10 protein-coding genes and 1 pseudogene are annotated in these 24,853 nt (G+C 68.9%); 2 read left to right on the forward strand and 9 right to left on the reverse strand.

The annotated features are described in order from the left end of the window. Positions 1-148 precede the first annotated feature (148 nt). The 9 genes from MKK60_RS12180 to MKK60_RS12220 all read right to left on the reverse strand — a co-directional run bounded on the left by MKK60_RS12180 (position 149) and on the right by MKK60_RS12220 (position 15,519). On the reverse strand, positions 149-1,507 hold the full coding sequence (locus MKK60_RS12180) for an HlyD family type I secretion periplasmic adaptor subunit (RefSeq protein WP_243986062.1): 1,359 nt from the start codon (positions 1,505-1,507) through the stop codon (positions 149-151). Beyond that, a complete protein-coding gene (locus MKK60_RS12185; RefSeq protein ID WP_243986064.1) occupies positions 1,507-3,258 on the reverse strand; it encodes a type I secretion system permease/ATPase in 1,752 nt (583 codons plus the stop codon). Before MKK60_RS12185 ends, MKK60_RS12180 begins: the two co-directional genes overlap by 1 nt. A gap of 335 nt (positions 3,259-3,593) precedes the next feature. Then, complete coding sequence (locus MKK60_RS12190) at positions 3,594-5,477, reverse strand: hypothetical protein (RefSeq protein WP_243986066.1); 1,884 nt, start codon at positions 5,475-5,477, stop codon at positions 3,594-3,596. Between the two features lie 652 nt (positions 5,478-6,129). After that, complete coding sequence (locus MKK60_RS12195; RefSeq protein WP_243986068.1) at positions 6,130-6,429, reverse strand: hypothetical protein; 300 nt, start codon at positions 6,427-6,429, stop codon at positions 6,130-6,132. Then, the gene (locus tag MKK60_RS12200; RefSeq protein WP_243986070.1) at positions 6,426-8,888 is read right to left on the reverse strand and encodes a tetratricopeptide repeat protein; all 2,463 of its coding nucleotides are present in this window, start codon (positions 8,886-8,888) and stop codon (positions 6,426-6,428) included. The genes MKK60_RS12195 and MKK60_RS12200 overlap by 4 nt, the downstream gene beginning before the upstream one ends. A 68-nt stretch (positions 8,889-8,956) precedes the next feature. Next, a complete protein-coding gene (locus MKK60_RS12205; RefSeq protein ID WP_313901123.1) occupies positions 8,957-10,279 on the reverse strand; it encodes a nucleotide sugar dehydrogenase in 1,323 nt (440 codons plus the stop codon). Then, entirely contained in the window at positions 10,272-11,636 is a 1,365-nt protein-coding gene (locus MKK60_RS12210) for a UDP-glucose dehydrogenase family protein (protein ID WP_243936010.1), read from the reverse strand. Before MKK60_RS12210 ends, MKK60_RS12205 begins: the two co-directional genes overlap by 8 nt. Further along, positions 11,633-13,516 (reverse strand): glycosyltransferase, encoded by a 1,884-nt coding sequence (locus MKK60_RS12215; protein WP_243986080.1) that lies wholly within the window; start codon positions 13,514-13,516, stop codon positions 11,633-11,635. The genes MKK60_RS12210 and MKK60_RS12215 overlap by 4 nt, the downstream gene beginning before the upstream one ends. After that, positions 13,516-15,519 carry a tetratricopeptide repeat protein gene (locus MKK60_RS12220; protein WP_243986081.1) on the reverse strand — a complete coding sequence of 668 codons (2,004 nt, stop codon included), beginning with the start codon at positions 15,517-15,519 and terminating at the stop codon, positions 13,516-13,518. Before MKK60_RS12220 ends, MKK60_RS12215 begins: the two co-directional genes overlap by 1 nt. Positions 15,520-16,455: 936 nt before the next feature. On the opposite strand from MKK60_RS12220, the pseudogene MKK60_RS12225 reads away from it, so the two are divergent. Together MKK60_RS12225 and MKK60_RS12230 are read left to right on the forward strand one after the other, a co-directional pair. Then, positions 16,456-16,638, forward strand: a pseudogene (locus tag MKK60_RS12225) (Y-family DNA polymerase); the annotation flags it as partial. Between the two features lie 106 nt (positions 16,639-16,744). Further along, the coding region (locus MKK60_RS12230; protein ID WP_243986086.1) for a beta strand repeat-containing protein at positions 16,745-24,853 on the forward strand (8,109 nt) is incomplete at its 3' end.

Here is a 24,853-nt window from a genome sequence, read left to right on the forward strand (position 1 = left end):
GAGATGGCGGTGATAACTATGGAGCGATGAAGCGCGTTTGCTCTAGATCAATCAATGTTTGCTAAGACGATCATCGGCTCGCGTGAGCGCAAGGTCCGGCATGATCCCGGGTATGGCGCCAGCCCGACTCCGATGGTGTGAAGCCGTTTCACCGTTCCTTCCAGGCTTTTGCGATTTGGTCGGAGAGGGGCTTGACGAGGTAGCTCATCACCGAGCGGTCTCCGAGTTGCATGAAGCTCTCCACGGGCATGCCGGGCACAAGGCGGGCGGCGCCGAGGCGCTGCTTTTGGTCCTCAGGCACGCGGATGCGGGCCACGTAGTAGCTCAGGCCGGTCTTGGGGTCGGAGGTCACGTCCGCCGAGACGAGACTGACAATCCCGTCGATCTCTGGGGTGACCCGTTGGTTGAAGGCGGGAAAGCGTAAGGTCGCCGGCTGGTCGAGCCGCACGTTGTCGATGTCCTGGGGGGCGATCTTGACCTCGACTGCGAGTTGGTCGGCCTCCGGCACGATCAGCATGGCGGGCTCGGCGGGGGTGACCAGCCCGCCCACCGTGTGCACGGTCATCTGGTGGATGATGCCGGCCTGCGGGCTGCGCATCTCGACACGCTTCAACTGGTCCTCGGCCGCCACGCGCTTCTCGCGGTACTCCGACCACCGGCCCCGGATCTCGGCGAGATCCTTGCCCGTCTCGGTTCGCATGTCGCCGTCGATTTGCAGGATTTGCAATTCGGTCTCGGCGATTTTGCCGCGCGCCGAGGCGATGGCGGCGATGAGCTGGCCGCGCTCGCCGTCGAGACGGGCGGCGTCGCGCTCCAGGGCGTTGACGCGGGCCAGCGGCACTAGGTTCTTCGCGTAGAGCCCACGCACGCCGTCGAGCTCGCCCGTGATGAAGCCGACCTCGCGCACCTTGGCAGCGACCTGCTCGGTAAGCCCCTTGATCTCCTCGCGCACCTGCAGGACGCGCTCTCGCAGCTGCGCCTTCTGGCCCACGCGTCCCATCACGCGCGAGGCGAACAGCCGGGTCTCGCCCTCGATGAGGTGGGCCACGGCCGGGTCGCTTTCCTTCTGCGCTAGGAGGTCGGGCAGGAAGGCGACGACCGCTGCCCCGTCGCGCTCGGCCTCGTTGCGGGCGCGGCGCGCGGCCAACTCGTCCATGGCCTTCAGGACGATATCGAGGTTGGCCCGCACCTGGGTCTCGTCGAGGCGGATGAGCACGTCGCCCGCCTGCACGCGGGCGCCTTCGCGCACGAGGAGCTGGCCGACCACCCCGCCGGTGGGGTGCTGCACCTTCTTGACGTCTGATTCCACCACGAGCTGGCCCGGCGCGATGACCGCGCCGGAGATCTGGGTGAAGGTGGCCCAGCCGCCCACCCCCACGACCAGGAAGGCGCAGAAGGCCGCGCTGAGCGCGAGATGGCAGCGGATCGAGCCCTGCGCGCGCGGGCCGGTGCGGGCGGGCGTGACGTGGTGAGAATTGAGGGTGCGAGGAGTGAAGGTGGCGGCCATCAGGCGCTCTCCTGCAGGGGGCCGGGCGCGGCGCGGCTTCCGATGGGGCGGGTCTCGACAGGAACCGAGGCCGGGCGCAGCACGCGCTTCAGGACCTCGTCCTTCGGTCCGAAGGCCTGGGCCCGGCCCTCGCTCATCATCAGGATGAGGTCGACGGCCGCCAGCGCGCTGGGCCGGTGCGCGATGACCACGCAGATGCTGCCCCGCCGGCGCACGCCGAGGATCGCCTGGGTCAGGGCGTTCTCGCCCTCGGCGTCTAGGTTGGCGTTGGGCTCATCGAGGATGACGAGGAAGGGTTCGCCGTAGAGGGCGCGAGCGAGGCCCACGCGCTGGCGCTGGCCGGCGGACAGGCCCGCCCCGCCCTCGCCGATGCGGGTGTCGTAGCCCTCCGGCAGGCGCAAGACGAGCTCGTGCACGCCGGCCGCCTGCGCGGCCGCGATCACGGCCTCCGCGCGCGCTTCCGGATCGAAACGCGCGATGTTCTCCGCCACGGTGCCGGCGAAGAGCTCGACCTCTTGGGGCAAGAAGCCAAGATGCGGCCCGAGATCGTCGGCCGACCACTGGTCGAGGGCCGCCCCGTCGAGGCGGACCTTGCCGCGGATGGCCGGCCAGACGCCGACCAGCGCCCGCACCAGGCTCGACTTGCCCGACGCCGAGGGGCCGATGATGCCGAGGCCCTGCCCCGCCCGGAGGCTGAAGCCGACATCCTGCACCGCGAGGCGGGGCGTGCCGGGGGGCGCGACGCTCAGGCCCTCGACCCGGAGGGAGAGGCGTGGCGCAGGGAGCAGGTGTTTTTGGGCGCCTGCCGGCATGCGGGCGAAAAGCTCGGATAGGCGTCCCCAGCTCTGCTGAGCCTGGACGAAGCCCTTCCAGTTGGCGATGGCGAGCTCGGCCGGGGCCAGCGCGCGCGCCACCAGAATGGAGCTCGCGATGATGATGCCGGCACTTGCCTGTCCGTTGATGACTAGGTAGGCGCCGAGCGCCAGCACGCCCGATTGCAGGGCCATGCGGAAGGCCTTCGAGGTTGCGCCGAAGCCCCCTGCGATGTCGGAGGCGCGCTGCTGAGCCTGCATGTAATCGCCGTTGGCCCCCGCCCAGCGGATGGAAAAGCGCCTCTGCATGCCAAGTGCCGCCAGCACCTCGGCGTTGCGGCGCCCGGCCTCGGCGAGACCGTTGCGGTGTAGGCCGTGGCCGGTGGCCGTCTGGGCGGGCTGACGCGTGGCCCGATCCGTGAGCAGGCCGAGCGTCGCAAGCACGGCCGCGCCGGCGAGCGCCGCGACCCCGATGAGCGGATGGAACAGGAAGCAGATCAAAAGGTAGACCGGCATCCAGGGCAGATCGAAGAACGCAGAGGGACCCGAGCTGCCGAGGAAGCTACGCAAAGCGTCGAGATCGCGCAGGGGCAGGAGGCCGTCGCCGGAGGCCGCGCCCTTGAGGGGGGCGCGCACCACGATGTCGAAGACGCGCCCGCTCAAGGATTCGTCCAGCGCCGCGCCGACGCGGGCGAGCACCCGCACGCGCAAGGTCTCGAGCACCCCTTGAAAGCCGTAGAGTACCAGCGCCAGCACGAAGAGGCCAATCAGTGTGGGAACGGAGTGGCTGGGGATGACCCGGTCGTAGACCTCGAGCATGAAGAACGAGCCCGTCAGATAGAGCACGTTCACCAGCCCGCTCATCGCCGCCACCCCGATGAACGCCGTGCGGCACTGCGCAAGCGCCGAGATCAACTCGGCCGGATCCCGGGCTTTCATGGCGTTGCCCTTTCTGCTCTATGGCTCCGCGCTCGACAGCGTCGAGTCCGGCGGCTCAGGGCAGCAAGTCTAGAGTGAGGGACTTGTGTCATCGAAACAATCGGCCGTTTGGCCATCTCCGTTATCAATCGGTCATATCTTTGATCGATCGACCACTTCTTTGACCAATTGGCTAAGTCCGATGTTATTGGGGGGGTGTTTGATGCGCGACCGGGAGGAGGGCCGCGCGCCCCGGCCGCGCGTCGTCTCGTCCGCCCGGCATCGATGACGATGCCGGGCTGCCCCGTGGCGGCCTCCCCCTTCACGGGGCTTCCGAAAAGGTCGTTGGGCCGGCCTCAGGCGAAATGCGCCCAGTCGGCGGTCACCGCATGGAGATGGACACCCTCGAGCAAGATGGTCTCGCCCGGCAGTTGGAGCGTCGTGCCCGCACTACTTTCCGTCAGGGTCGCCTCCGCCGCGTGGTAGCCGTGGAAGTCCAGGGTGTCGGTCCCGAGGACGAAGTCGTGGATGACGTCCTGGCCGCCCGCGCCTTTGGTGAAGCCGAAGACGTCCCGGCCCGCACCGCCCGTGAGTTCGTCGTTGCCCGCCCCGCCATCGATGCGATTGTTGCCCGCATTGCCCATCAGGATGTTGTCGAGGGCGTTGCCGGTCGCGAAATTGTCGCTCGATCCGGTGAGGATCAGGTTCTCGACATTGTCGCCGAGCTTGTAGCTCGTGGCGCTTTCGACCGTGTCGTTGCCCTCCCCCGTCAGTTCCACCACGCGGTCGCGCGCGATGTCGACGACATAGGTGTCGTCGCCGGTCCCGCCGGTCATGTCGTCGGCATTGCTGCCGCCGTCGAGGCGGTCGTTGCCCGCGCCGCCGATGAGAACGTCGTGGCTCGCCCCGCCCTCAAGGGCGTCGTCGCCGTCGCCGCCGTCGAGGGTGTCGCTGCCGTTGCCGCCAACGAGGTGGTCGTTGCCCGCGCCGCCGTTGAGCCGATCGTCGCCGGTGCCGCCCGACAAAGTGTCGTTGCCGGCATCCCCGAACAGGGTGTCGCGGCCGTCCCCGCCGATCAGGATGTCATTGCCGTCATGGCCGTGGACCAGATCGTGCCCCTGCAGGGCGTCGATGTGGTCGTCGCTGGCCGTGCCGTCGAGAACATCAGCGGAGCGCGTGCCGAGATGCGCGGGCGTGGTCTCGACCGGCGCGGACGGTGCGGGCGGCGTGGCCGGCGGCGTCACCACCGGGTCGGGTGCCGTCGGCGCGGATGTTACGGGGGCGGGCAACACCGGAAGCGGCGTCGCGGCGCCGAGATGCCCGACGCCCGCCTGCGCCCGGTCGAGGTCGGGGACGCTCGCCGCGGCGTCGAGGGTGTAGGCGTAGGGTACGTCGTAGGACGCGGTGGAGAGGCCGTTCTCGGCGGTGGCCTCGTGGCTGCCGGGCTTGCTCCAGGTTACGTCGGTCAGGAGGTTTCCGCTGAGGTCCCAGTAGCCGATCTTGGCGCTGTCCAGGCTGACGATCGGGTTGTGGACGTTCTCGAAGACGTTATTCTCGATCAGGCCGACAGCGTCCATCCGTAGATTGATGCCTGATGTTTCGATGTTCTTGTAGTAGTTGTCGTAGATATGTACATCTCCGTCCCGGACGCTGGGGGTACGCGAGCCAATATTCTCGAAGACGTTGTGGTCAAAAGTAATGTACCGTCCACCGGTATCAGCGTCCGAGTAACCTACAAGCGACGTCTTGTGATGATCATGCAGGTAATTATTTGAGATCGTAATGTATTCAGCCCCGCGCTTAATATCGAGGAGACCGTCGTAGTAGTCCTTGTTGGCAGTCAAACTGCTGTATAGCTCGTTGTGGTCGATCCAGATGTTCTTTGAGGCGCCCTCGATCCCAATCGCATCCTTCGGGCCGGTCGCGACGTTATGTACCTTCAGGTTCTGGATGATCAGGTTCGACGAACCGCCGCTGACGCGGATGCCGATGCCGTCAAAATCAGCGTTGCTGCCGACGCCGATCACCGAGAGGTTGCTCTTGCTCGCGATGCTGATCGCGTCGACGCCGCTGTTGCCCGGCGTGATCTTACCGTCGACATAGATCGTCAGCGGTCCCGTGGCTTTGTCGATCGCCGCCTGAAGCGCCGCGCCGGTCGAGACCGTTACGCTCGGTCCGCCGCTGCCGCCAGTCGTGCCGCCGTTCATCGAGGCGAAGCCGTGAGCCAAGTTGTCAGCCATGAATATAGTCCCCTTTCCGCATTTCCATGCGGTGATTCTGTTGTTTGATTGAAAGATATGTTTGATATGTACTTATAATTTCGGTCATTATTAGCATAGTTATTATCCGCAACGCAGGATTTTTCATTGCCCGATGCTGAAAAAATTCGGCCTTTGGGCTGTCACGCGCTGTTCCGCGGACATGTCTGCTGAGGAAGTCCGGTTTTCGGCGAGCGTCAGCCGATGGCTTCGCCACGTGGATTCCGGCGTCGTTCTTCTGCCGTTCCTGGCCCGCGGAATCAGCCGCGCCCTGGCCCGGGCAACGGGGCCGCCATCCTAACGGTCATGAAGATGTCCTCGTTCTGATCGGACCCTCGCCAAAGGACGCGAGGCCGCGAAAGTGGGGCATGCCTGAACACAGGCGAGACACCGTACCGAATCAGCGCTTGCAGAACCCGCAGGCAGTCACGCCGAGAGAAAAACTCGCAGGTTCTCCGCCGCTCTCGCGCTGACGGCCATGTCATGCAGCAATACGGCTGAGTTGTGAACCCCAAAATCCCATCAGGCGCGCCGAATGCTTGCGCAGATGGCGGCATCCGCGTGCTCAAAATGGCATCATGCCGGATAATTATTCACGGGACCGATTTTTATGTTACTTTGAAGCGACACAATTTCATCGCTGCGGCGACGATGTCTGGTGCTCGAGCGTATCCAGCAGGGACAGGGCGAGCTGCGCGATGAGGCGGCCAGCCTCCGATTTGTGATCCGCGCGGGCACCCTCTTCGGGCGAGATGAAGACCTCCCCGGCGAGGCCGCCCAGCGCAGTGCGGAAACTGAAGCGGTAGCGCCCGCGATGGCCGCGCTTCAGAACCAGGTGCGGCACCGGCTCGCCCGGTCCCTGGAAGCCGCCAGCGGCGGATCCACGGACGGGTGCGGCCGCCTCTTCCGGGGCGATGGGAGGAGGACGGATCAACGGGCTCGCCTCTCGCCGAGATCGGCCAGAATCTTATGCGCGGCCTGGCTGGTCGGATCGCGGGCGAGGGCCTGCCGGGCAGCGTCGCGGGCCTCGTCGTAGCTCTTCATCAGCCGCAGGCAGCGGCCGAGCTTGATCCAATGGGCGGCGACGTCCGACTGCACCACGGTGAGGCGGCGCAGGAGATGGGCGGCCTCATCGAACCGGCCGCTGGTGAGCCGCGCCTTCGAGAGGACGCGTAGGGCCTCGAAGCGCTCGGGATCGATGCGCAGGAGTTGCGTCGCGAGAGCTTCCTGTCGGACGTCGTCGCCCTCGGCCACCGCTTGGCGCAGGGCGGAGGCAATCTGCGCGCCGCCCCGCCGCAGCAGCCGGGTGCAGATCGGGTCCTGGGGATTGTCGGCCAGTACAATGGCGGCCGCGCGGACGGCCCCGTCGATGTCCCCGGCTGCTTCTTGCGCGCGGGCCTGCTTGGCGAGGCGGCGCGACAGGGATTCGGCCGAGGCCAGGGCCTTGGCGTTGGCGGGATCGGCCCGGGCGGCGCGGCGATAGAAGCCGAGGGCCGGCTCCGGGCGCCCGGCGAGGTCGGCGGCGCGGGCGGCGCGCACGAGGGTTGCGGCATCGCTGTCGCCGGCACGCTCGACCTGGTCCCAGAGATCGGCCGCCCGCGTCCAGTCGGCGCGCTTCTCTGCCGCGGAGGCCGCCTCGCGCAGGATCTTCACCCCCTCGGGGTCGATGTGCAGGACGAGGTCGTAGGCCTGGGCCGCCGCCCGGAGATCCCCCGACTGCACCGCCGAACGGGCGGGCTTGAGCCAGTGGGTGGTGAGCTTCGTGAGGGTGCGGGCGACCGTGCGGTCGCCGGGATGGAAGACCAAGTAGGCACGCAGGGCCTCGGCGCCGGTGGCCCAGAATTCCTGGGCCAGCGCGTGCTCGCCCGCCGCCTTCAACTGGCGGCAGATGTCATCGCGATGCGCCTCCGGCACGCCCTGCGGCGCGGCGCAGACCCGGCGCGCCACGCGGGTCAGGCCCTCGACCCGGCCGGCCGCGATCATCCACTGCATGATGGCGAGGGCGGCCTCCGGGTTCGCCTCGGCGAGCGCCTCGGCCACGGCGGCGAGTTCGGCGTAACGACCGAGCAGGCGCAGGGCCTCGGCCTTGACCGCCAGTGCCACGGTGTCAGCGGGCTCGCGCTCCAGCACCTCGTCGGCGAGAGCAAGGCCCGCATCGGCCTGCTTGGCGCGTAGGTGGCATCGGGCGGCCTCGATCAGCGGCCAGGTCGCCTCGCGGCGGCAGCCGGCCATCTCGCGCCACATCACGGCCGCCTCCTCGAAGCGCTTCAGCTTGGTCAGCGCTTTGGCCGCCGTGACCACCGAGGAGGAATTGCGCGGGTTGGCGGCGCGCCCCCGCAGGGCGAAGTCGAGGGCCGTCTCGGGTTCGCCCCGGCGTAGGGCTACCTGAGCGATCACCGAGATGCCGGGCGCGCAGGGCGGGTCGGCGGCGATGGCCGAGCGCGCCACCGCCGCGGCGGCGTCGAGGTCGCCCGCTCGCATCGCGGCCGCCGCGCGCAGGTGCATCGGAGGCTCGCCGGGCTCGGCCGGCGCCGGCATGGCGCGGCGCAGGACCGGCATCGGAGATTCGGGCACGAACCCGTGCGTGGTACGCGGCAGGGAGGCAGCGGCGAGCCGGACCTCGTGGAGGAGTTCTTCCTGGAGGATTGCCTCGAAGGCGGGGGCGTAATGGGCCCGGCTGGCGCCGCCCTCGGCCATCGCGGCCTCGACCCCGAAGGCAAGGACGTGCGGGGTCGGGTCGAACACCCGCATGCCGTGGCTCCGGGCGAGTTCGGCCATCCAGGTGCTGATCCGCGCCCGGCTCTCGATCTCCCGGCCCTGTGCGTCGACCAGGTTACAATGGGTCACGAACACGACGGGGCGCGGCAGCCGGGCGACGATCTCGAGGACGTCGCGCTCCAGCGTCTCCCGCGTTGTGGTGGCGACATGCGATTCGGCGAGCACGTGGCGCTCGAAGGGCGCCAAGGCGGCGAAGTCCGCGTGCGCCGCGAGGTCGAGAATGCGGCGGTCGCGCTGGTCCTCGCCGAGTTCGGCGTAGAGCACCTTCAGGAGGTTGGGATGGCCCCGGAAGCGCTCGGTGAAGTAATTGAGCTGCAGCACCCACTCGCCAAGCATCACGCTCTTGAGCGAGGAGATCTCCACGAGGTAGACGCACGTCTCTTCGGGCTTGGCGCGGGTGGGCAGCCCGCGCGGGCCGGCGAGGTAGGGCACGATCTCGGGGGGCAGCGCCAGCCCATCGCGAAAATCGAGGAATTGCAGCACCTCGCGCACCGTGTGGAGGTAGCCGTAGACATCCGCGTTGGCGAGGTCGATCAGGCAGGCCTGCGCGGCGTTCCGCATCGGGTTGACGATGCGGCAACTGCCCAGAGCCGTGACGCTCAGCCGCTTGAACATGGCACTCTCCTCCCCAGCCTTCCGCTGGCCCCGTCTCGCATTGCGGCCCCCGAATGGGGTCCGGCCCGTCACATCCGCCACAGGGAGACGCCCTCCGGGATCCGGTTCCGGTCGAGGCAGGCCCGCACGTCGAGGACATCGCCGCCGTGCCCTTTCAGGCAGCGCCGCACGAGGTCCCAGCCCGCCGCCACGAACTGGTGGTGTGAGACGGCGAGAATCACCGCGTCGCAATCCTGCAGGCTCGCAAGCGGCCGCAGGGTGATGCCGTACTCGTGGCGGGTCGCCCCGGCATCGGCCTGCGGATCGTGCACCTGCACCTCGCAGCCGTGCATCTCCAGGGTCCGGATGACGTCCGCCACCTTGGAGTTGCGGATATCGGGGACGTTTTCCTTGAATGTCAGGCCGAGCACCCCGACCCGGCCATGTGTGACGCCGCGGGCGGTGAGCCGCCGGATGCATTCGTGGGCGACTACCTTGGCCATGCCGTCGTTGATGCGCCGGCCCGCCAGGATGACCTCGGGCTGGTAATCGGACATCTGCGCCAGGTGGGTGAGGTAGTAGGGGTCGACGCCGATGCAGTGGCCTCCGACCAGCCCGGGGGCGAAGGGCAGGAAGTTCCACTTGGTCCGGGCGGCGTCAAGCACGTCGGCGGTGTCGATGCCGATGCGGTGACAGATGATCGCGAGCTCGTTCATCAGCGCGATGTTGAGGTCGCGCTGGGTGTTCTCGATGACCTTAGCGGCCTCCGCGACTCGGATCGAGGGCGCGCGATGGATGCCCGCGCAGACCACCGAGCCGTAGACTTCGGCGATCATGTCCAAAGTGGCCGGGTCCTGGCCCGCCACCACCTTGGTCACGGTCTCAAACCGGTGGACGATGTCGCCCGGATTGATCCGCTCCGGGCTGTAGCCGATCGTGAAGTCCCGTCCGCAGACGAGGCCGGACGCGGCCTCGAGCACGGGGACGCAGACCTCCTCGGTGGCGCCCGGATAGACCGTGGATTCGTAGACCACGATGGCGCCGGGCGCGATGGCCGCTCCGACGCAGCGGGAGGCCGCGATCAAGGCCGAGAGGTCCGGCCGGCAGGCGGCGTCGATGGGGGTCGGCACCGCCACGATGAAGAAGTCGGCGCCCCGCAGGGGGGCGGCCTCCGCCGTGTAGCGGATCGGTGCATCCTCGAGGTCGCGGCGGTCAATGACGTTGCAGCGATCGAGACCCCGGCGCAGCTCCGCGATGCGCAGGGGATCGACGTCGAAGCCGATGGTGGGCGCACCGGAGGCCGCGAATGCGGCGGCCACCGGCAGGCCGACATAGCCGAGGCCAATAACCGCGATACGCCTGCCGTGCCCGGCTCGGACACGGCGCCGCGTTCTGGGAAGGAGATCAAGCACGGACCGCCTCCGGCGCGAGCGAGTCGGTGTAGCTGGCCGAGACCGGAAGCTCGCGGCGCCCGCCGATTCCGGCGTAGCGGAAGCCATGGCGGGTGGCTTCGTCGACCTTGTAGACGTTTCGCAGGTCGATCATGACGGGGGCGGCCATGACGGTGGCGAGGCGGGGGAAGTCGAGGGCGCGGAAGGCGTTCCACTCGGTCACGATCACCACCGCATCGGCACCTTGGGCGCAATCGTAGGCGTCGCCCGCGTAGGTCACGTTGGTGAGCATCGGGCGGGCGGCTTCCATGCCCTCGGGGTCGTAGGCCCGGATCTGCGCACCGCCGTCCTGCAGGCCGGTGATGATGGACAGGGCCGGCGCGTCGCGCATGTCGTCGGTGTTGGGCTTGAACGTCAGCCCGAGGATTGCGATCGTCTTGCCCCGCACCGAGCCTCCGCAGGCCAGGATCACCTTGCGGGCCATGGCGCGCTTCCTCTGGTCGTTGACCGAGACCACCGTCTCGACCAGCCGCACCGGGGTGCCCGCATCCTGAGCCGTCTTGACGAGGGCCAGCGTGTCTTTAGGAAAGCACGAGCCGCCGTAGCCCGGGCCCGCGTGCAGGAACTTGGCGCCGATGCGGTTGTCGAGCCCGATCCCGCGGGCGACTTCCTGCACGTTGGCGCCCACCTGCTCGCACAGATCCGCGATCTCGTTGATGAAGGTGATCTTGGTGGCCAGGAACGCGTTGGCGGCGTACTTGGTCAGCTCGGCGGTGCGCCGGTCGGTGTAGAGGATGGGCGCGGCGTTAAGGTAGAGCGGGCGGTAGACCTCGCCCATCACGGCGGCCCCGCGCGCGTCCTCTGCGCCGATGACGATGCGGTCGGGGCGCTTGAAGTCCTCGATGGCTGCTCCCTCGCGCAGGAACTCGGGGTTGGAGACCACCGCCACCTGCGCCTGCGGGTTGGTCTCGCGGATGATGCGCTCCACCTCATCGCCGGTGCCCACCGGCACGGTGGACTTCGTCACCACGACGGTGAAGCCGGTGAGCGCGGCGGCGATCTCGCGGGCGGCGGCGAAGACGTAGGAGAGGTCGGCAAAGCCGTCGCCGCGCCGCGAGGGCGTGCCCACCGCGATGAACACTGCCTCGGCCCCGCGGACCGCCGGGGCGAAGTCGGTGGTGAAGCTGAGTCGCTCCTGGCGCACGTTCTCGGCCACCAGGGCGTCGAGACCCGGCTCGTAGATCGGCATGCGCCCAGCGTTCAGCGCCGCGATCTTGGCCGGATCCTTGTCGACGCAGACCACGTCGTGACCGAAATCCGCAAAGCAGGTGCCTGAGACGAGGCCCACATAACCGGACCCGATGACCGCGATTTTCATGATGCCATTCCCATCTTGAGTGGATCAGTTTCGCCGAAGACAGCGAGGGTCTCGCGGATCATCCGCTCGATTCCGAAGCGCTGCTCGATGAAGACAGGCGCGCCCACGCGGGCGCGGTGACGGAGGCCGCGCGAGCGGATCACGGCGGTAAGGGCGGCGGCGAGGTTGGCCGGCGCGTCGTCCTCGACGAGGCGGCCGGTGACGCCGTCGAGCAGCGCCTCGCCCGAGCCGCCGGCCCGGGTGGTGACAACAGGCACGCCGAGGGATTCGGCCTCCAGGAGCACGTTGGGCAGGCCCTCGACCTCCGAGGCCAGGAGAAGCACGTCCATGGCGGCCATCCAGGGTTCAACCGGGCTCTGGCGGCCGGCGAGCGTTATGCGGCTGGAGAGGCCGCGCGCGGCAATGGCCTCCGCGATCTCGGCCCGCATGGCGCCGTCGCCGACGATGACGCCGTGGGTGCGGGGATCGGCTTCCGCCACGCGCGCGACCACGTCGAGCCAAAGATGCGGCCGCTTGGCGGGGGCGAGGCGGAAGACGCCGCCGACGAGCAGGGCGTCGGGCGACAGGTTCAGGCGCTCGCGCACGCCGAGGCGCTCCGCTTCCGGCGCACGCGCCCGCAGGCTCTTTACGTCGACGCCATTGCGCAGGACCCGGATGCGCCCGCGCTCGAAGCCGAGCCATGCCTCGTAATCCTGCGCGCCGGCGGCGGAATTCGCCGTGAACCGCACCTCGGGGCGTTCGGCCAGCGCCCGGTACATGGTGGCGAGATAGGCCCGGTAGCGGCGGCGGTCGTTCTCGCCCGCCACCACGTTGCGCATGGAGCAAACGATGGTAGGCACGCCCGCCAGGAACGCCGCCACCGAGCCCGTGGAGATCACCCCGTCCTGCCAGAGATGGACGCAGGACGGGCGGTGGCGCCTGAAGCAGTCGTAGAACTTGAGGATGTCGCGGGCGAGGTTGGGTGGGAAGGCCGCCATCAGGCGCAGGGCCTCGCGCAGGCATGGGTCCTCGGCCGTCAGCGCGCGCAGCACGTGGGTGTCGTTGACGTGCGCGAGATCCTCGATGACGAGGTGCTCGGTCTCCGCGAGGTTGCGCATCATCGCGCGACCCCGTGCGGGCGTGAGGTCGAGGCCCGCGAGTACGGTGCGGCCGCGGCCCGCGCGAGCCCGCGAGACGCCGGCCGCCGTGAGCGCGACTTGGCGCTCGGCGCCGCCCGCCCCGAGCGAGGACGTACACAGGATCACTGTATCTGTCGGGGGCAGGATGGTGCGGGCGGGCGGAGCCTCGAAGACCCGCAGGAACAGTGCGCCGGGGAAGACCGGAACGTGCTCCCGCCCCGGGGCGGCCACCGCGAAGGCGGCCCGGCAGCGGGCGGCGGCGCGCTGAAGCTCGGGCTCGACGTTTGGATCCTGGAGCGCGGCGGCCAGATGCGTCCAGGCCTCCGCATAGGCCCCGACCTCCATCAGCGCCTCGGCGAGCACGGGCCGGACGCGGCGCCGCAGGATCGGGTTGGCCATTGCGCGCCGGGCGGCCTGGATCGCCTGCGGCGCGTCGCCCGCCGCGAGTTCGACGCGGGCGATCGCGAGGAAGCCCTCGGCGCCTTCGTGGGCGAAGAGCTGTCGGGCCTGGTGGACGAGTTCGGCAATGCGCTCGTCGCGCTCCAAGGCGCCGTAGGCGCGCAGGGCGCCCTCCCAGTGCGAGACCTCGCCCCGGTCGCGCTCCAGGGCGGCTTCGTAGGCCGCCGCCGCGCCGGCCCAGTCGTTGAAGCGCTTCAGGATGCGCCCGAGCAGAGCTCGGTACGCAGCGGCGTTCGGCTCGGCTTCGATCAGGCTGCGCGCCACCGCGACGCTGTGCTCCTTGCTGGATCCCGCCCCCTGCATCAGCCGCAGGCGTGCCTTGGCCGCCTGGGGCGCCTGCGCCTCTGGTCCTGTGAGGCTGTCGAGGAGCGCCAGCGCCCGGGCGCCGTCGCCGATCTGCTCGTAGGCCCGGGCGAGGCGCAGGCGCAGCGGTCCCTGATCGGCGCTCCCCGCTTGCGCTTGAACGGCTGCCCGTCCTCGGAGATCCGCGCGAGCCGGGCCCAGCTCTGGCTCGCCTTGAACCAGTCGCCGGCCTTTTCGTGGATCAAGCTGAGTTCGCGCAGGATGCGCGCCCCGTCATTTTGGATCACCAGGGCGGCCTCGTAGGCCGCTACCGCGCCGGGGATGTCGTTCTCTGCTGCCCTGGCGCGGGCCGCAGCTACGAGAGGGGTGAACAGCCGGCGCAGGCCGGCCGCGGCGCGGGCGCTGTCAGGGTCGATGAGAAGGATCGCCTTCCAGGCCGCGGCAGCGGCGGGCGTGTCGCCGCGCTCGGTGGCGACCTTGCCGCGTCGCTCCAGGGTGCGGATCAGGGCGGCGCGCATCACCGTGTCGATGTCGATCTCGCCGGTCTCGCGGGCGGTGGCGACGATGCTGGCCGCCTCCTCCGGGTGCAGGGACGAGATCAGGGCCGGCACGGCCGCCATGGCGGCCTTGGGCTCGATGGCGGCGAGTTCGAGGGAGACCTCCGCCAGCTCGCGCATGCGCTTGAGCTTGAGCAGAGCGTCGCTCTTGATCACCAGGGCGCCCGCCTCGCGGGGGTCGCGCCGGAGGGCCGCGTTGGCTGCGGCGAGGGCCGCCTCGTAGTTGCGCACCTTCATCTCGCAGCGGGCCATCTCGATGAGCGGGAGCACCAGCTCCGGGCGCATGATAGAGACCCGCTGCCAGATCTCGGTGGCGGCGGCGAACTGCTTGGCCCGCATCATGGCCTTGGCCGCCACCAGCAGAACGCGCAGGTCGTCCGGCGCGCGCCGGACGAGGTCGCCTGCGATAGCGCAGGCCTCCTCCAGCTTGCCCACCCGCAGGGCGCTCTTGACTAACATCAGGCGCGGCTCGGACGCGGCCGGATCGATCTCCACCGCCTCGCGGAACTCGGCGGTGGCCGCCGTGGTATCCCCGCGGTGGAACGCGACAGTTCCCAGCAGGGTGTGGACCACTGCGTGGCGGCCATCCTCGGCCGAGAGCCCGTGCAGGATGGACTCGGCCTCGTCGAGATCGCCGTCGGCGATGCGTCGCTTGGCTTCGTTGAGCGCGGCCTGCATCGAGGCGTGAACCAGGGCAGGGCGGGCCGCTGGGCGCGGGGCCGGCTCCGCCTCGGCGGCTTTCGTCGGGGTCGCCTCGGCCGTTGCCAGGGCGGTTTCCGCTTCACCGCTGGCCGCGACGCGGCTGAGCACGCCGTCGAACAGGATGCTGCCGATAATCGGCTTGAATGGGTTGGCGTAGTGGTTGAGGTCGCGACCCTCTTCCGCCATCGCCTCCGGCACGCCGTAGCCGGCGACGTGCGGCGAGGGGTCGAAGTGGCGGTAGCCCTTGGCGGTGCAGATCTCGGCGATCCAGCCGCACAAGCGGTTGCGCGAGGCGACGAGCGAGCCGGCGGTATTCGGCACGTTGATGTGGTTCACGAAGACCACGTCGGCCGGCAGGCGCCGGACGATCTCGGCCATATGGGCCTCGAGCTCGTCGCGGGTGGTGCTGCGGATGTAGCCTTCGGTGAGGACGCGGCGCTCCAGCGCATCGGTCTCGGCAAAGTCCGGCAGGGCCTCGAAGTGCCGGCGGCGCACTTCCGGGTCGCGCTCGCCCTTCAGGCCAAAGAAGGTCTCGAGCAGGCCTTCCCGATCGCGGAAAGTGCGCTCGAGGTAGTTGATCTGGAGATACCAGGTATCGAAGACGATCTCTTTGACCGTCGAGATCTCGACTACGAACACATCGGTCGGCTGGCGCGGGTTGCGCACCAGGACGCCGTCCGGGGTCAGGAAGCGCCCGAGCTCGGCGGGAAACTCACGCCCTTCGAGGTAGTCGATCTGCTGCAAGGCCTCCGGCGCGGTGTGAACGTAACCATAGATGTTTGCGCTGTTCCGGCGGAGATTCCGCAATTGGGTCGCAGCTCCGAGAGGTTCCGCGACCCGGCACGTGCCAATTGACGTGTAGACGAGATGTTTCTTCGTCAATTTCCGGCTCCTTGAAGCTGCGGGAAGGTTCGATACAGATGGCGCGCAGTCTTTCCAGCCGTTTGTTCTGTTTTGTGTGTTAACGATTTAGAAACTATATGGATTTCAGACTTCCACAAACCCGCCATTGTCGGTAGCTGATGCGCGCCCTGCGAGGGATCGCCTCCGCCATAAGGATGGGGTCCGGCGCGTCGGGACAGGCAGCCCTGCTCCCGCCCTACTCCGATTGGCCATCGCACTTGGCTCCGTGGGGGGGGCCGCGTCCCGGCTACCGGCGCTAGGGTCAGCGAGCCCGACCTAATCGCGCATCTCGCTGGTATCGCCTGACCTGCTGCATTTTGACCGTCTGCTGGGACGCAGTGATGGGTTTTGACCGGTGCGCAGGCAGCGCATCCGGGCCAGTTTCTGGCCATGGGCACCGCGCCCGACCCCGTCGATCTCATTTGGACTGCTGTCGACCGCGATGCGGCGTGCGAGCGCTGCCGTGAGGCTGCTCGCGCATCCGCGATGGCCTCAGCCCCCCAGTTCGCGGCCGCCGGCCTCGATGAGGTTTCCCTAGCACAGTACGCCGACTGCATCGAGGCGGACTGGCTGAAGGCGTTCGACGCCGACATCGCCCGTGCGGCCACGATCATGCGCTCGCCCGAGGCTGTCGGCCGCGAGGCCTTGGCGCGGCGCCTCGTGGTCGAGACGAAGCACGGCCCGGTCGCGGCGGCCATCATCCTCGCCGAGGCGTCGGCCGGTGTCACGATGCTGCCGGCCGGATCGGCGCGCGCGGAGCGCATCGCCCCGATGCGTCGCCTCGGCGAGAAGCTCCGGCGCGAAGGCCTCGGCGTGAACCACGTCTCGGCGTTCTACCATACGAGCGAGCACGACCGGGGCGCACCGATGCGCTCGGTCTCGACCACGGCGACGCTGCCGGAGGCCACGAACAACACGCTCGCTCTGATCAAGGCAGTGCGGCTCGGCGTGGCGAGGACTTAGCGCGAGCCCGGCGCCCACCCTGGCCGGCGCAAGCCGTATCAATTCGGACGCCGGCACGCTGACGCTGTCGGGCGGCATCAGTGGGGCTGGCCAGAACCTGACCGTGGGCGGCGCGGGCACGACAGCAATCTCCGGAGGTATTGCCACGGGAACGGGCACTCTCACAAAGGACGGCACGGGCAACCGCACGAACACGATCAATCTTGGCGGCATAGCCGGCGTCCAGCTCCGGGCCGGCGGCGCGGTCCTCAACCAAGCCGGTGGAACGATCCGGAGCGGCGGGGATCGCGGCATCACGTCGAACGCCGCGCTGACGCTGACCAATCTGGGCACGATCAGCGGGATCAACGACGGCGTCGGCGTCTTGGGCGGGGCCTCGACCGTGCTGAACGCCGGCACGATCAGCAGCAGCACGAACTCCGGCGTCGCGGTGGGCGGCGCTGGGGCGACGCTGAGCGTCACCAATGTCACGGGCGGTACGATCACCGGCGGCTCGAACGCTACCTTCGGCTACGGCCTTGGGTCCAACGGCCAAGCGATGACGGTGGACAACTATGGCTCGATCGGCAGCGGGGCGCGTGGGCTCACCGCCTTCAACAACGGGACGCTGAATGCGAACCTCTACGCCGGATCGTCGACGGGCTCGATCCTCGGCTCCGGTGGGAACGACACCGTCTCGCTTTACACGGGTACGGTGAACGCGACGGCGCTGACCCGCGCCTATACCGACCCGGTCACGAACGCACAGTCGACCGTCACGCTTCAGAACGCGGGAACGGTGGCTGCGGCGTCCTTTGGTGCCATCGATCTCGGCGGCGGCACCAACACGCTGAACCTGCGTGGCACGGGCGATGGTACTGCCGCCAACGGAGCAGCCGGTGCCGATGGTGCCGTCATCTCGGGCTCGACCTCAGTCAACAAGCTCGACACTGGCACCTTTGTGCTCAGTGGCGCCAACACCTACAGCGGCGCCACGACGATCTCGGGCGGCATCCTCAACATCCAGAACGCAACCGCGCTCGGCACGACGGCGGCCGGTACGACCGTACAATCGGGCGGCACGCTTCAGCTTCAGAATGGTATCACGGTGACTGGAGAGGCTTTGAGCCTCGCAGGCAACGGCTCCACCGGCAGCAACGGCGCACTCCAGAACGTGTCCGGCGCCAACACCTATGCCGGTGCGATCACCCTGGCCGGCGCAAGCCGTATCAATTCGGACGCCGGCACGCTGACGCTGTCGGGTGGCATCGGCGGCGTGAACCAGAACCTGACCGTGGGCGGCGCAGGCGCGACTGCGATTTCGGGAGCCATCGCCACGGGCACGGGCACGTTCACCAAGGACGGCGCGGGCACGGTTACGCTCACGGGCGTCAACACCTACACCGGCGCGACGACGATCAATGCCGGCACCCTCACGCTGAACAACGCCGCCGGTACCGCCCTCGCGGACACCAGCCGGGTGACGTTCGGTAACGCCGTGGGTACGGCGGCGACGCTGCAAGAGCAGACCAGCGAGACGATCGGCTCGCTGTCGGGCGGAAACATCAGCAGCACCGTCAACATCACTCCCGGCACCACGCTGAAGGTGGGCGGCGACAACACCACGGACGGCACCTACGCCGGCGCGATCAATGCTAACGGCACGGGCATTCTCGCCAAGACCGGCAGCGGCACGCAGACGCTGACTGGCGCCATGACGGGCGGCGCGCTGGTCGCCAACGCGGGCACGCTGGCGATCGGCGCAGCGGGTTCGCTGAACACCGCCGGCGTACCTAGCCTCGCCGTGGGTGCGCCCGCCGGAGGGCCAGCTCAAGCTGCTGTCATCGTAAGCACGGGCGGGACCTTCGCCAACGCCGGTACGATCACCGCATCCAACCAGGGTGTGGTGCTGCAAGGCGGTACGTTCAACAACACCGGCAGCGTCACCGCAGCGACCCAAAGCGCCGCCTTCGCGCTGACCGGGCCGGTGGCGATCTTCAACACTGGCTTGGGTACTCTCAGCGGCGTCAATGGCATCGACGCCAATCTGACCACCTCCGATACGATCTTCGTCTTCGGCAATGGCGGGTACACAGGGACCAGCGGCTTCGGCATCCGGGCAGGAAGCCTTGGCGGCGACGTCACCCTCGGCACGTCAGGGGGGGCACTCGGTGCCGTCTCAGGTGCAGACGTAGCGATCCTGGCAAGCACCACCGGTACGGGCGCCGTCCGCATCCTCACCGCCGGCAACGTCACCAGCACGGGGGGCGACGCCATCCGTGCCACGGTGGCCGATGGCACGGCGGCGGTCTATCTCGGCGATGGTGTTACGATCAGCGGCGCTTCGACTGGCGGTCCCAACCACGGAGCCGGCGTAAACGCGCGGGCGTCGGGCGCGGGTACCGTCACGATCGTCGCCGGCGATGGCGTGACGGTCCGCGGCGATCAGCCCGGCTCGATCGGCGCGGTGGTAAACGGCAACGTCGTGCAGAGCTTTGGCAACGCCGCGGTCGTCGTTGGCACGTCTGGCCTCGTGAACGACCTGACCGGGGCGGCCGGCGGCTTCTCGATAATCACGGTCGGGACGGGTGGCACGATCACGGCGACGGGGATCGACGCAACCGATCCTTACCAGGGCAACGGCGTCTTCAACGGCAACCAGGGAACGGGCGCAGCCAACGCTCCGGCCGACGGTAGCACGACCGTGTTCACTGGCACGGGCACGACGATCACTGGTTCCAACGGCGTGTTCCTGGCGCAGACCAATGCTGGCAACACCAGCGCAGCGACGGTCTCGGTCGACGGCACCATCACCGGCAACGGCGTCGTGACGGTCACCGCACCCGCAGCGTACCAGAACCTCTTCGTGAACGCGGGCAGCACCAACGCCAACAATGTGCCTCAGGGCGCCGGCGTTGCCGCCTACAATGCCGGCTCCGGCCAGCTGACGGTGTCGGGCGCAGGCGACATCGTCGGAGCGACCACCGGCATCCTCGCGCGCGCAGCTGGAACTGGTGACATCACAATTTTGGGGACAGGAGCGACCAGCGGCAACGGCGGCGTCGTCGGCCTCAACGGCAACTATGCAATCGACGCCCAAATCACGAACGTGACCAGCGCCGGCACGATCTTCATCAGCCGTAGCGGCACCATCACCGGTGCGAACGGAGGCATCCTCGCCCGGACCGCTGGCAGCGGCAACATCGCAATCTATACGAGCGGTAACGTCACCGGCACGGCCGAGCGCGCCATCCTGGCGAGCAGCGACGGTGCTGGAGCGGGCTTCGTTGGCATCACCACTGCAGCGGGTACCAACGTTCAAAGCGGCGGCAGTGGCAGTGCGATCGTTGCCCAGATTGCTGGTGGGTCGAGCGGTCCCGTCTCGATCTTCAACGCGGCTGCCGTAGACCACACGACGGGTGCAGGTAATCCGACTGGCATCTACGCTTTGCGTGGTGTCTCGAACGGCTCGGGCACCGTCGTTGTAACCAACGCCGGGGAGGTCTCGGGGCAGCCGGCCGGAGGCGGCTTCGGCGCGTTTCAGGTCGGCATCTCAGCTCTGTCGACGGGCACTGGTAACGTCGCCGTTGTGAACGGCGGCACGATCGGCGCCGGGATTGCTCCGACGACGGCGGGCATCGTCGCGCAGATCAACAACGCAGCGAGCGCTGGTACCATCACGATCGACGGCGCCGGTATGGTCAACAGCACCAGCACCGCCGGCTACGGCGTGTTCGCGACCACCAACGGCACGGGCAACCTGAGGCTCGGTAGATTGGGGCCGTTTGGGGCGATCACGGCAACCGGTACCGGTGCTACGGGCATCGGTGCCTCGATCACGAACGCCAGCAGCGCCGGCAACGTGGCCGTGACAAGTTCGGGCCTGATCACGGCCGGCGGTTCCGGCATCACTGCAAGCACCGCAGGAACCGGCACTGTCAGAGTGTCGTCCGGACCAATCACCACGACGAACGGGTCAGGCGTGGTCGCGACCGGGACCACGGGCGCGGTGGCAGTCACTGCCAACGGTACCGTCACGGCCGGTGGCGCAGGCAATGCAGGTATCTTCCTCATCGGTAATAACGCCGGCAACACCGTGTCTGTGGCTTCGGGTCAGGCCGTGCAGAGTGCGATCGGCCTGCGGGTAGCGGGCGCTGGCACGACGACGCTGAGCAACGGCGGCACCATTGCCACCACGGGCGGGGTTGGTGCCAACGCGTTGCAGGTCGATGGCGGCACGCTCGTGATCGGCGACACGGCCGGCACCCTGACCGGCAACTTAGCGGTCGTGAACGTGGCCGCCGCCGACGGGAACGGCGCGAGCGTGCTGAGCGTGAACCGCACCGTCGACCTGACGCTCGCCAACACGATCACCGGGGCGGGCACGCTCAACCAGAGCGGCTCGAGCACCACGATCCTCAACGGCGTCAACAGCGCGGCCAACGGTCAGTTCACCGGCACGGCCAATGTCAACGCCGGCATCCTGTCAATCGGGGGCGCCGGCTCGATGAGCGCGGTGTTCGGCGACACGGCCGGCAACGCGGCGGTCGTCAACGTCAACACGGACGGCACGCTGCACGGCTCGGGCACCATCGCCGGCTCGGTGGTGGTCAACGGCGGCACGGTCTCGGCTGGCAACTCGCCCGGCACCCTGACGGTGGTGGGCAACTACACCCTGAACACCGCCTCGACCTCGCTGTACGAGCTCGGCGCCCCCGGCTTCGTCGGCGGGGCGAGCAACGACCTGATCAACGTGGGTGGCAACCTGGCGCTCGCCGGCACGCTCAACCTGGTGGCGGCCAGCAACGCGGCAACTGCGCCGGTCTCGGGCGCCTACCGGCTGTACAACTACGGCGGCACGCTCACTGGCGGGTTCGGCACGGTGACCACGCCGACGGCCGGTACCTCGGCGCTGGTCTACACCAACATCCCCAACCAGGTGAACGTGCTGCTGACCAACGGCAACCAGTCGGTGCAGTACTTCGACGGTGCCGACCTGACCGGCGCCGCGGCCGGCGCCCAGGGCGGCACCGGGACTTGGAACGCGGGCAACACCAACTGGACAATGCTGCCGGGCGGGCAGGTCAACGACGTCTGGCGCTCGGGCGTCGGGATCTTCGGCACGACGGCCGGCACGGTCACGGTGGCGGGCGCGCAGAATCTGCAGGGCCTGCAGTTCACCGTGGACGGCTACCAGCTGACCGGCACCGGCACGCTCAACCTCACCGGCGACCCCTTCACCACGCTCAACCAGAGCTTCGTCAACGTCGACACAGGCGTTGTCGCGACCATCGCCAACGCGCTGACCAGCACGGGCGGGACGATCGGCCTGCGCAAGCTCGGTGACGGCACGCTGACACTGACCGGCGCCAGCACTTACACGGGTGCCACCACGGTATCGGCTGGCACCCTGACGATTGCGGTGGGTGGTTCGATCACGTCGGACGTGGCCAACAACGCGACCTTCACCAATGCTGGCACGGTGACCGGTAACCTCGCTAACGCAGGCTTGGCAAGCAACGCCGGGACCATCACTGGGACCGCGACCAACACCGGCACGTTCACGAACGACGGCACGGTAGGCGGCGGGCTCACCAACGCCGGTAACGCCAACAACACTGGAGCGATCACCGGGGCGGCGGCCAACTTGGGCACGTTCACCAACTCCGGAACGGTCGGCGGTGGGCTCACGAACAGCGGCGGTATCACCACCAACACCGGCACCATCAACGGCGGCGCGGCGATCCTGGCCGGGACTTTCGTCAACACCGGGGTCATCAACGGCACGCTGAGCAATGCCGGGACGGTGAACGCGCAGGGCCAGATCAACGGCGATGTCGCCAACCAGATTGGCGGCACGTTCACGGTGACCGGCGGGCTCACCGGCATCGGCCGCCTGACCAACGACGGCGCGGTCGATCTCGGCGGCAACAGCCTCGCGGTCGGCTCGCTGACCGGTTCGACGGCGGCGGCCACGATCGCCAACGGCGGCACGCTGTCGGCGGAGGCCGACGGCACGTCGTCGGCCTATGCCGGGCAGATCACCGGCGCCACTGCGCTGACCAAGCTCGGTGCGGGCACCCTGACGCTGTCGGGGACCAACACCTACACCGGCGCGACCGCGATCAACGCCGGGACGCTGCAGGCCGGCGCGGTCAACGCGTTCTCGGCGGGTTCCACGGTGACCATCGCGCCCGGGGCGCGGATGGACCTGGCGAGCTTCAACCAGACCATCGCCTCGCTCGCCGGCGCGGGCAGCGTGACGCTGGGCTCAGGCATCCTGACCACCGGCGGGAGCAACGCCTCGACCACCTACGCCGGCACGATCTCCGGCACCGGCGGCGTGACCAAGGTCGGGACCGGCACGTTCACGCTGTCGGGGGCCAACAGCTACACCGGGACCACCACGGTGTCGGCCGGCACGCTGGCCAACACCGGCTCGCTCGCCGGGCCGGTCGCCAACGCCGCGACCTTTACCAACAGCGGCAGCGTGGCCGGCGCGCTCGCCAACGCGGGTACGACTACCAACACCGGCAGCCTGAACGGCGGGGTCGCCAACACGGGTACCCTCACCACCTTCGGCACGATCGCGGGCGGGCTGACCAACACCGGCACGGTGACGGCGTCGGCCGGGCGCATCGACGGAGCCATCGCCAACAACGCCGGGACGTTCACGGTGACGGGCAACGTGGCAAGCAACGGCACGTTCGGCAATGCCGGGGGCGCGACACTGGCGGTCACGGGCTCGGGCGCCTACGGGATCGCCGGCTTGCTCACCAATGCCGGTAGCCTGACGGTGGCTTCGGGCGGCAGCCTCACGGCCCCGGCCGGGATCGTCAATTCCGGCTCGATCGCGGTGGCGCAGGGCGGCACGATCACCGACGCGCTGGCCAACACCGGCAGCGTGGTCAACGACGGCCGCTACAACGCCGACGTGAGCAACGCCGCCCCAGGCACGATCGCCAACCGCACCACCGGCGTGTGGACCGGCAACCTCACGGCCAACACCGGCAGCGTGAGCAATGCCGGCCTGTGGCAGAGCAACGCCCGCAACGACGCCGGCGGCACGCTGACCAACACCGGCACCTGGACCACGGCCTCCGCGCCGGTCTCCAACGCCGGGACGCTGTCCAACACCGGCACGATCAACGGTGGCGTCGCCAACGGCGGCACCTTCGGCAATGCCGCGACGCTCAACGGTGGTCTGAGCAACAGCGCCGGCACCGCGACGAACACCGGCACGATCAACGGCGCGGTGGCGGTGACCGGCGGCAGCCTGGCCACCTCCGGCACGATCAACGGGGCGGTGACGAACGCCGGCGCGATCACCGCGTCGGGCCGGATCGCCGGGGCGGTGACCAATGCGGCGGGCGGCAGCTTCGTCCTCACCGGTCCGCTTGCCGGGGTGACCACGTTCACCAACAACGGCACGCTCGATCTCGGCAGGACCGCCTTCACGGTCGGCTCGCTCTCGGGCAGCAACGCGGCGGCGATCCTGCGCAACGGCGCGCTTGCCACCAATGGCGACAACAGCTCGACAGGCTATGCCGGCACGATCGTCGATGGCGGCTCGGCCACCAGCCTGACCAAGCTCGGCACCGGGACGCTGACGCTCACCGGCACCAACACCTACTCGGGCGGCACCACGGTCTCGGCCGGCACACTGGTGGCCTCGGCCGCCAGCCTCGGCAGTGGCGGTGTGACCAGCAACACCACCCTGGTGATCGATCAGGCGAGCGATGCGACGCTCGGCAGCGCGCTGAACGGCACCGGCCGCTTCGTGAAGCAGGGAGCCGGCACGCTGACCTACACCGGCACCGGCTCGTTCTCGGGCCCGACCACGGTCGCCACGGGCGGGTTCGTCGTCAACGGCAGCCTCGCCGCCTCTCCGGTCACCGTGGCCAACGCTGCGGTCGTCGGCGGCACGGGGACCATCGGCGGCCTGACCGTGCAATCCGGTGCGATCGTCGCGCCGGGGGCCAGCACCGCGGCCGGCAGCCTCGGCACGCTGACCGTCAACGGCAACGTGCTGTTTGCCAGCCAGTCGATCTACCGGGTCGACGCCACGGCGGCCGGGCAGTCCGACCGCATCGCGAGCACCGGCACCGCGACGCTGCAGGGCGGCACGGTTCAGGTCACCGCCGGCACGGGGGCGTATGCGCCGAGCACGCGCTACACCATCCTGACGGCGGCCGGCGGCCTGACCGGGCGGTTCGCGGGCGTGACCTCGAAC

Origin of the sequence: Methylobacterium sp. J-092 (genome assembly GCF_022829325.1) — a bacterium.
Classification (GTDB): domain Bacteria; phylum Pseudomonadota; class Alphaproteobacteria; order Rhizobiales; family Beijerinckiaceae; genus Methylobacterium.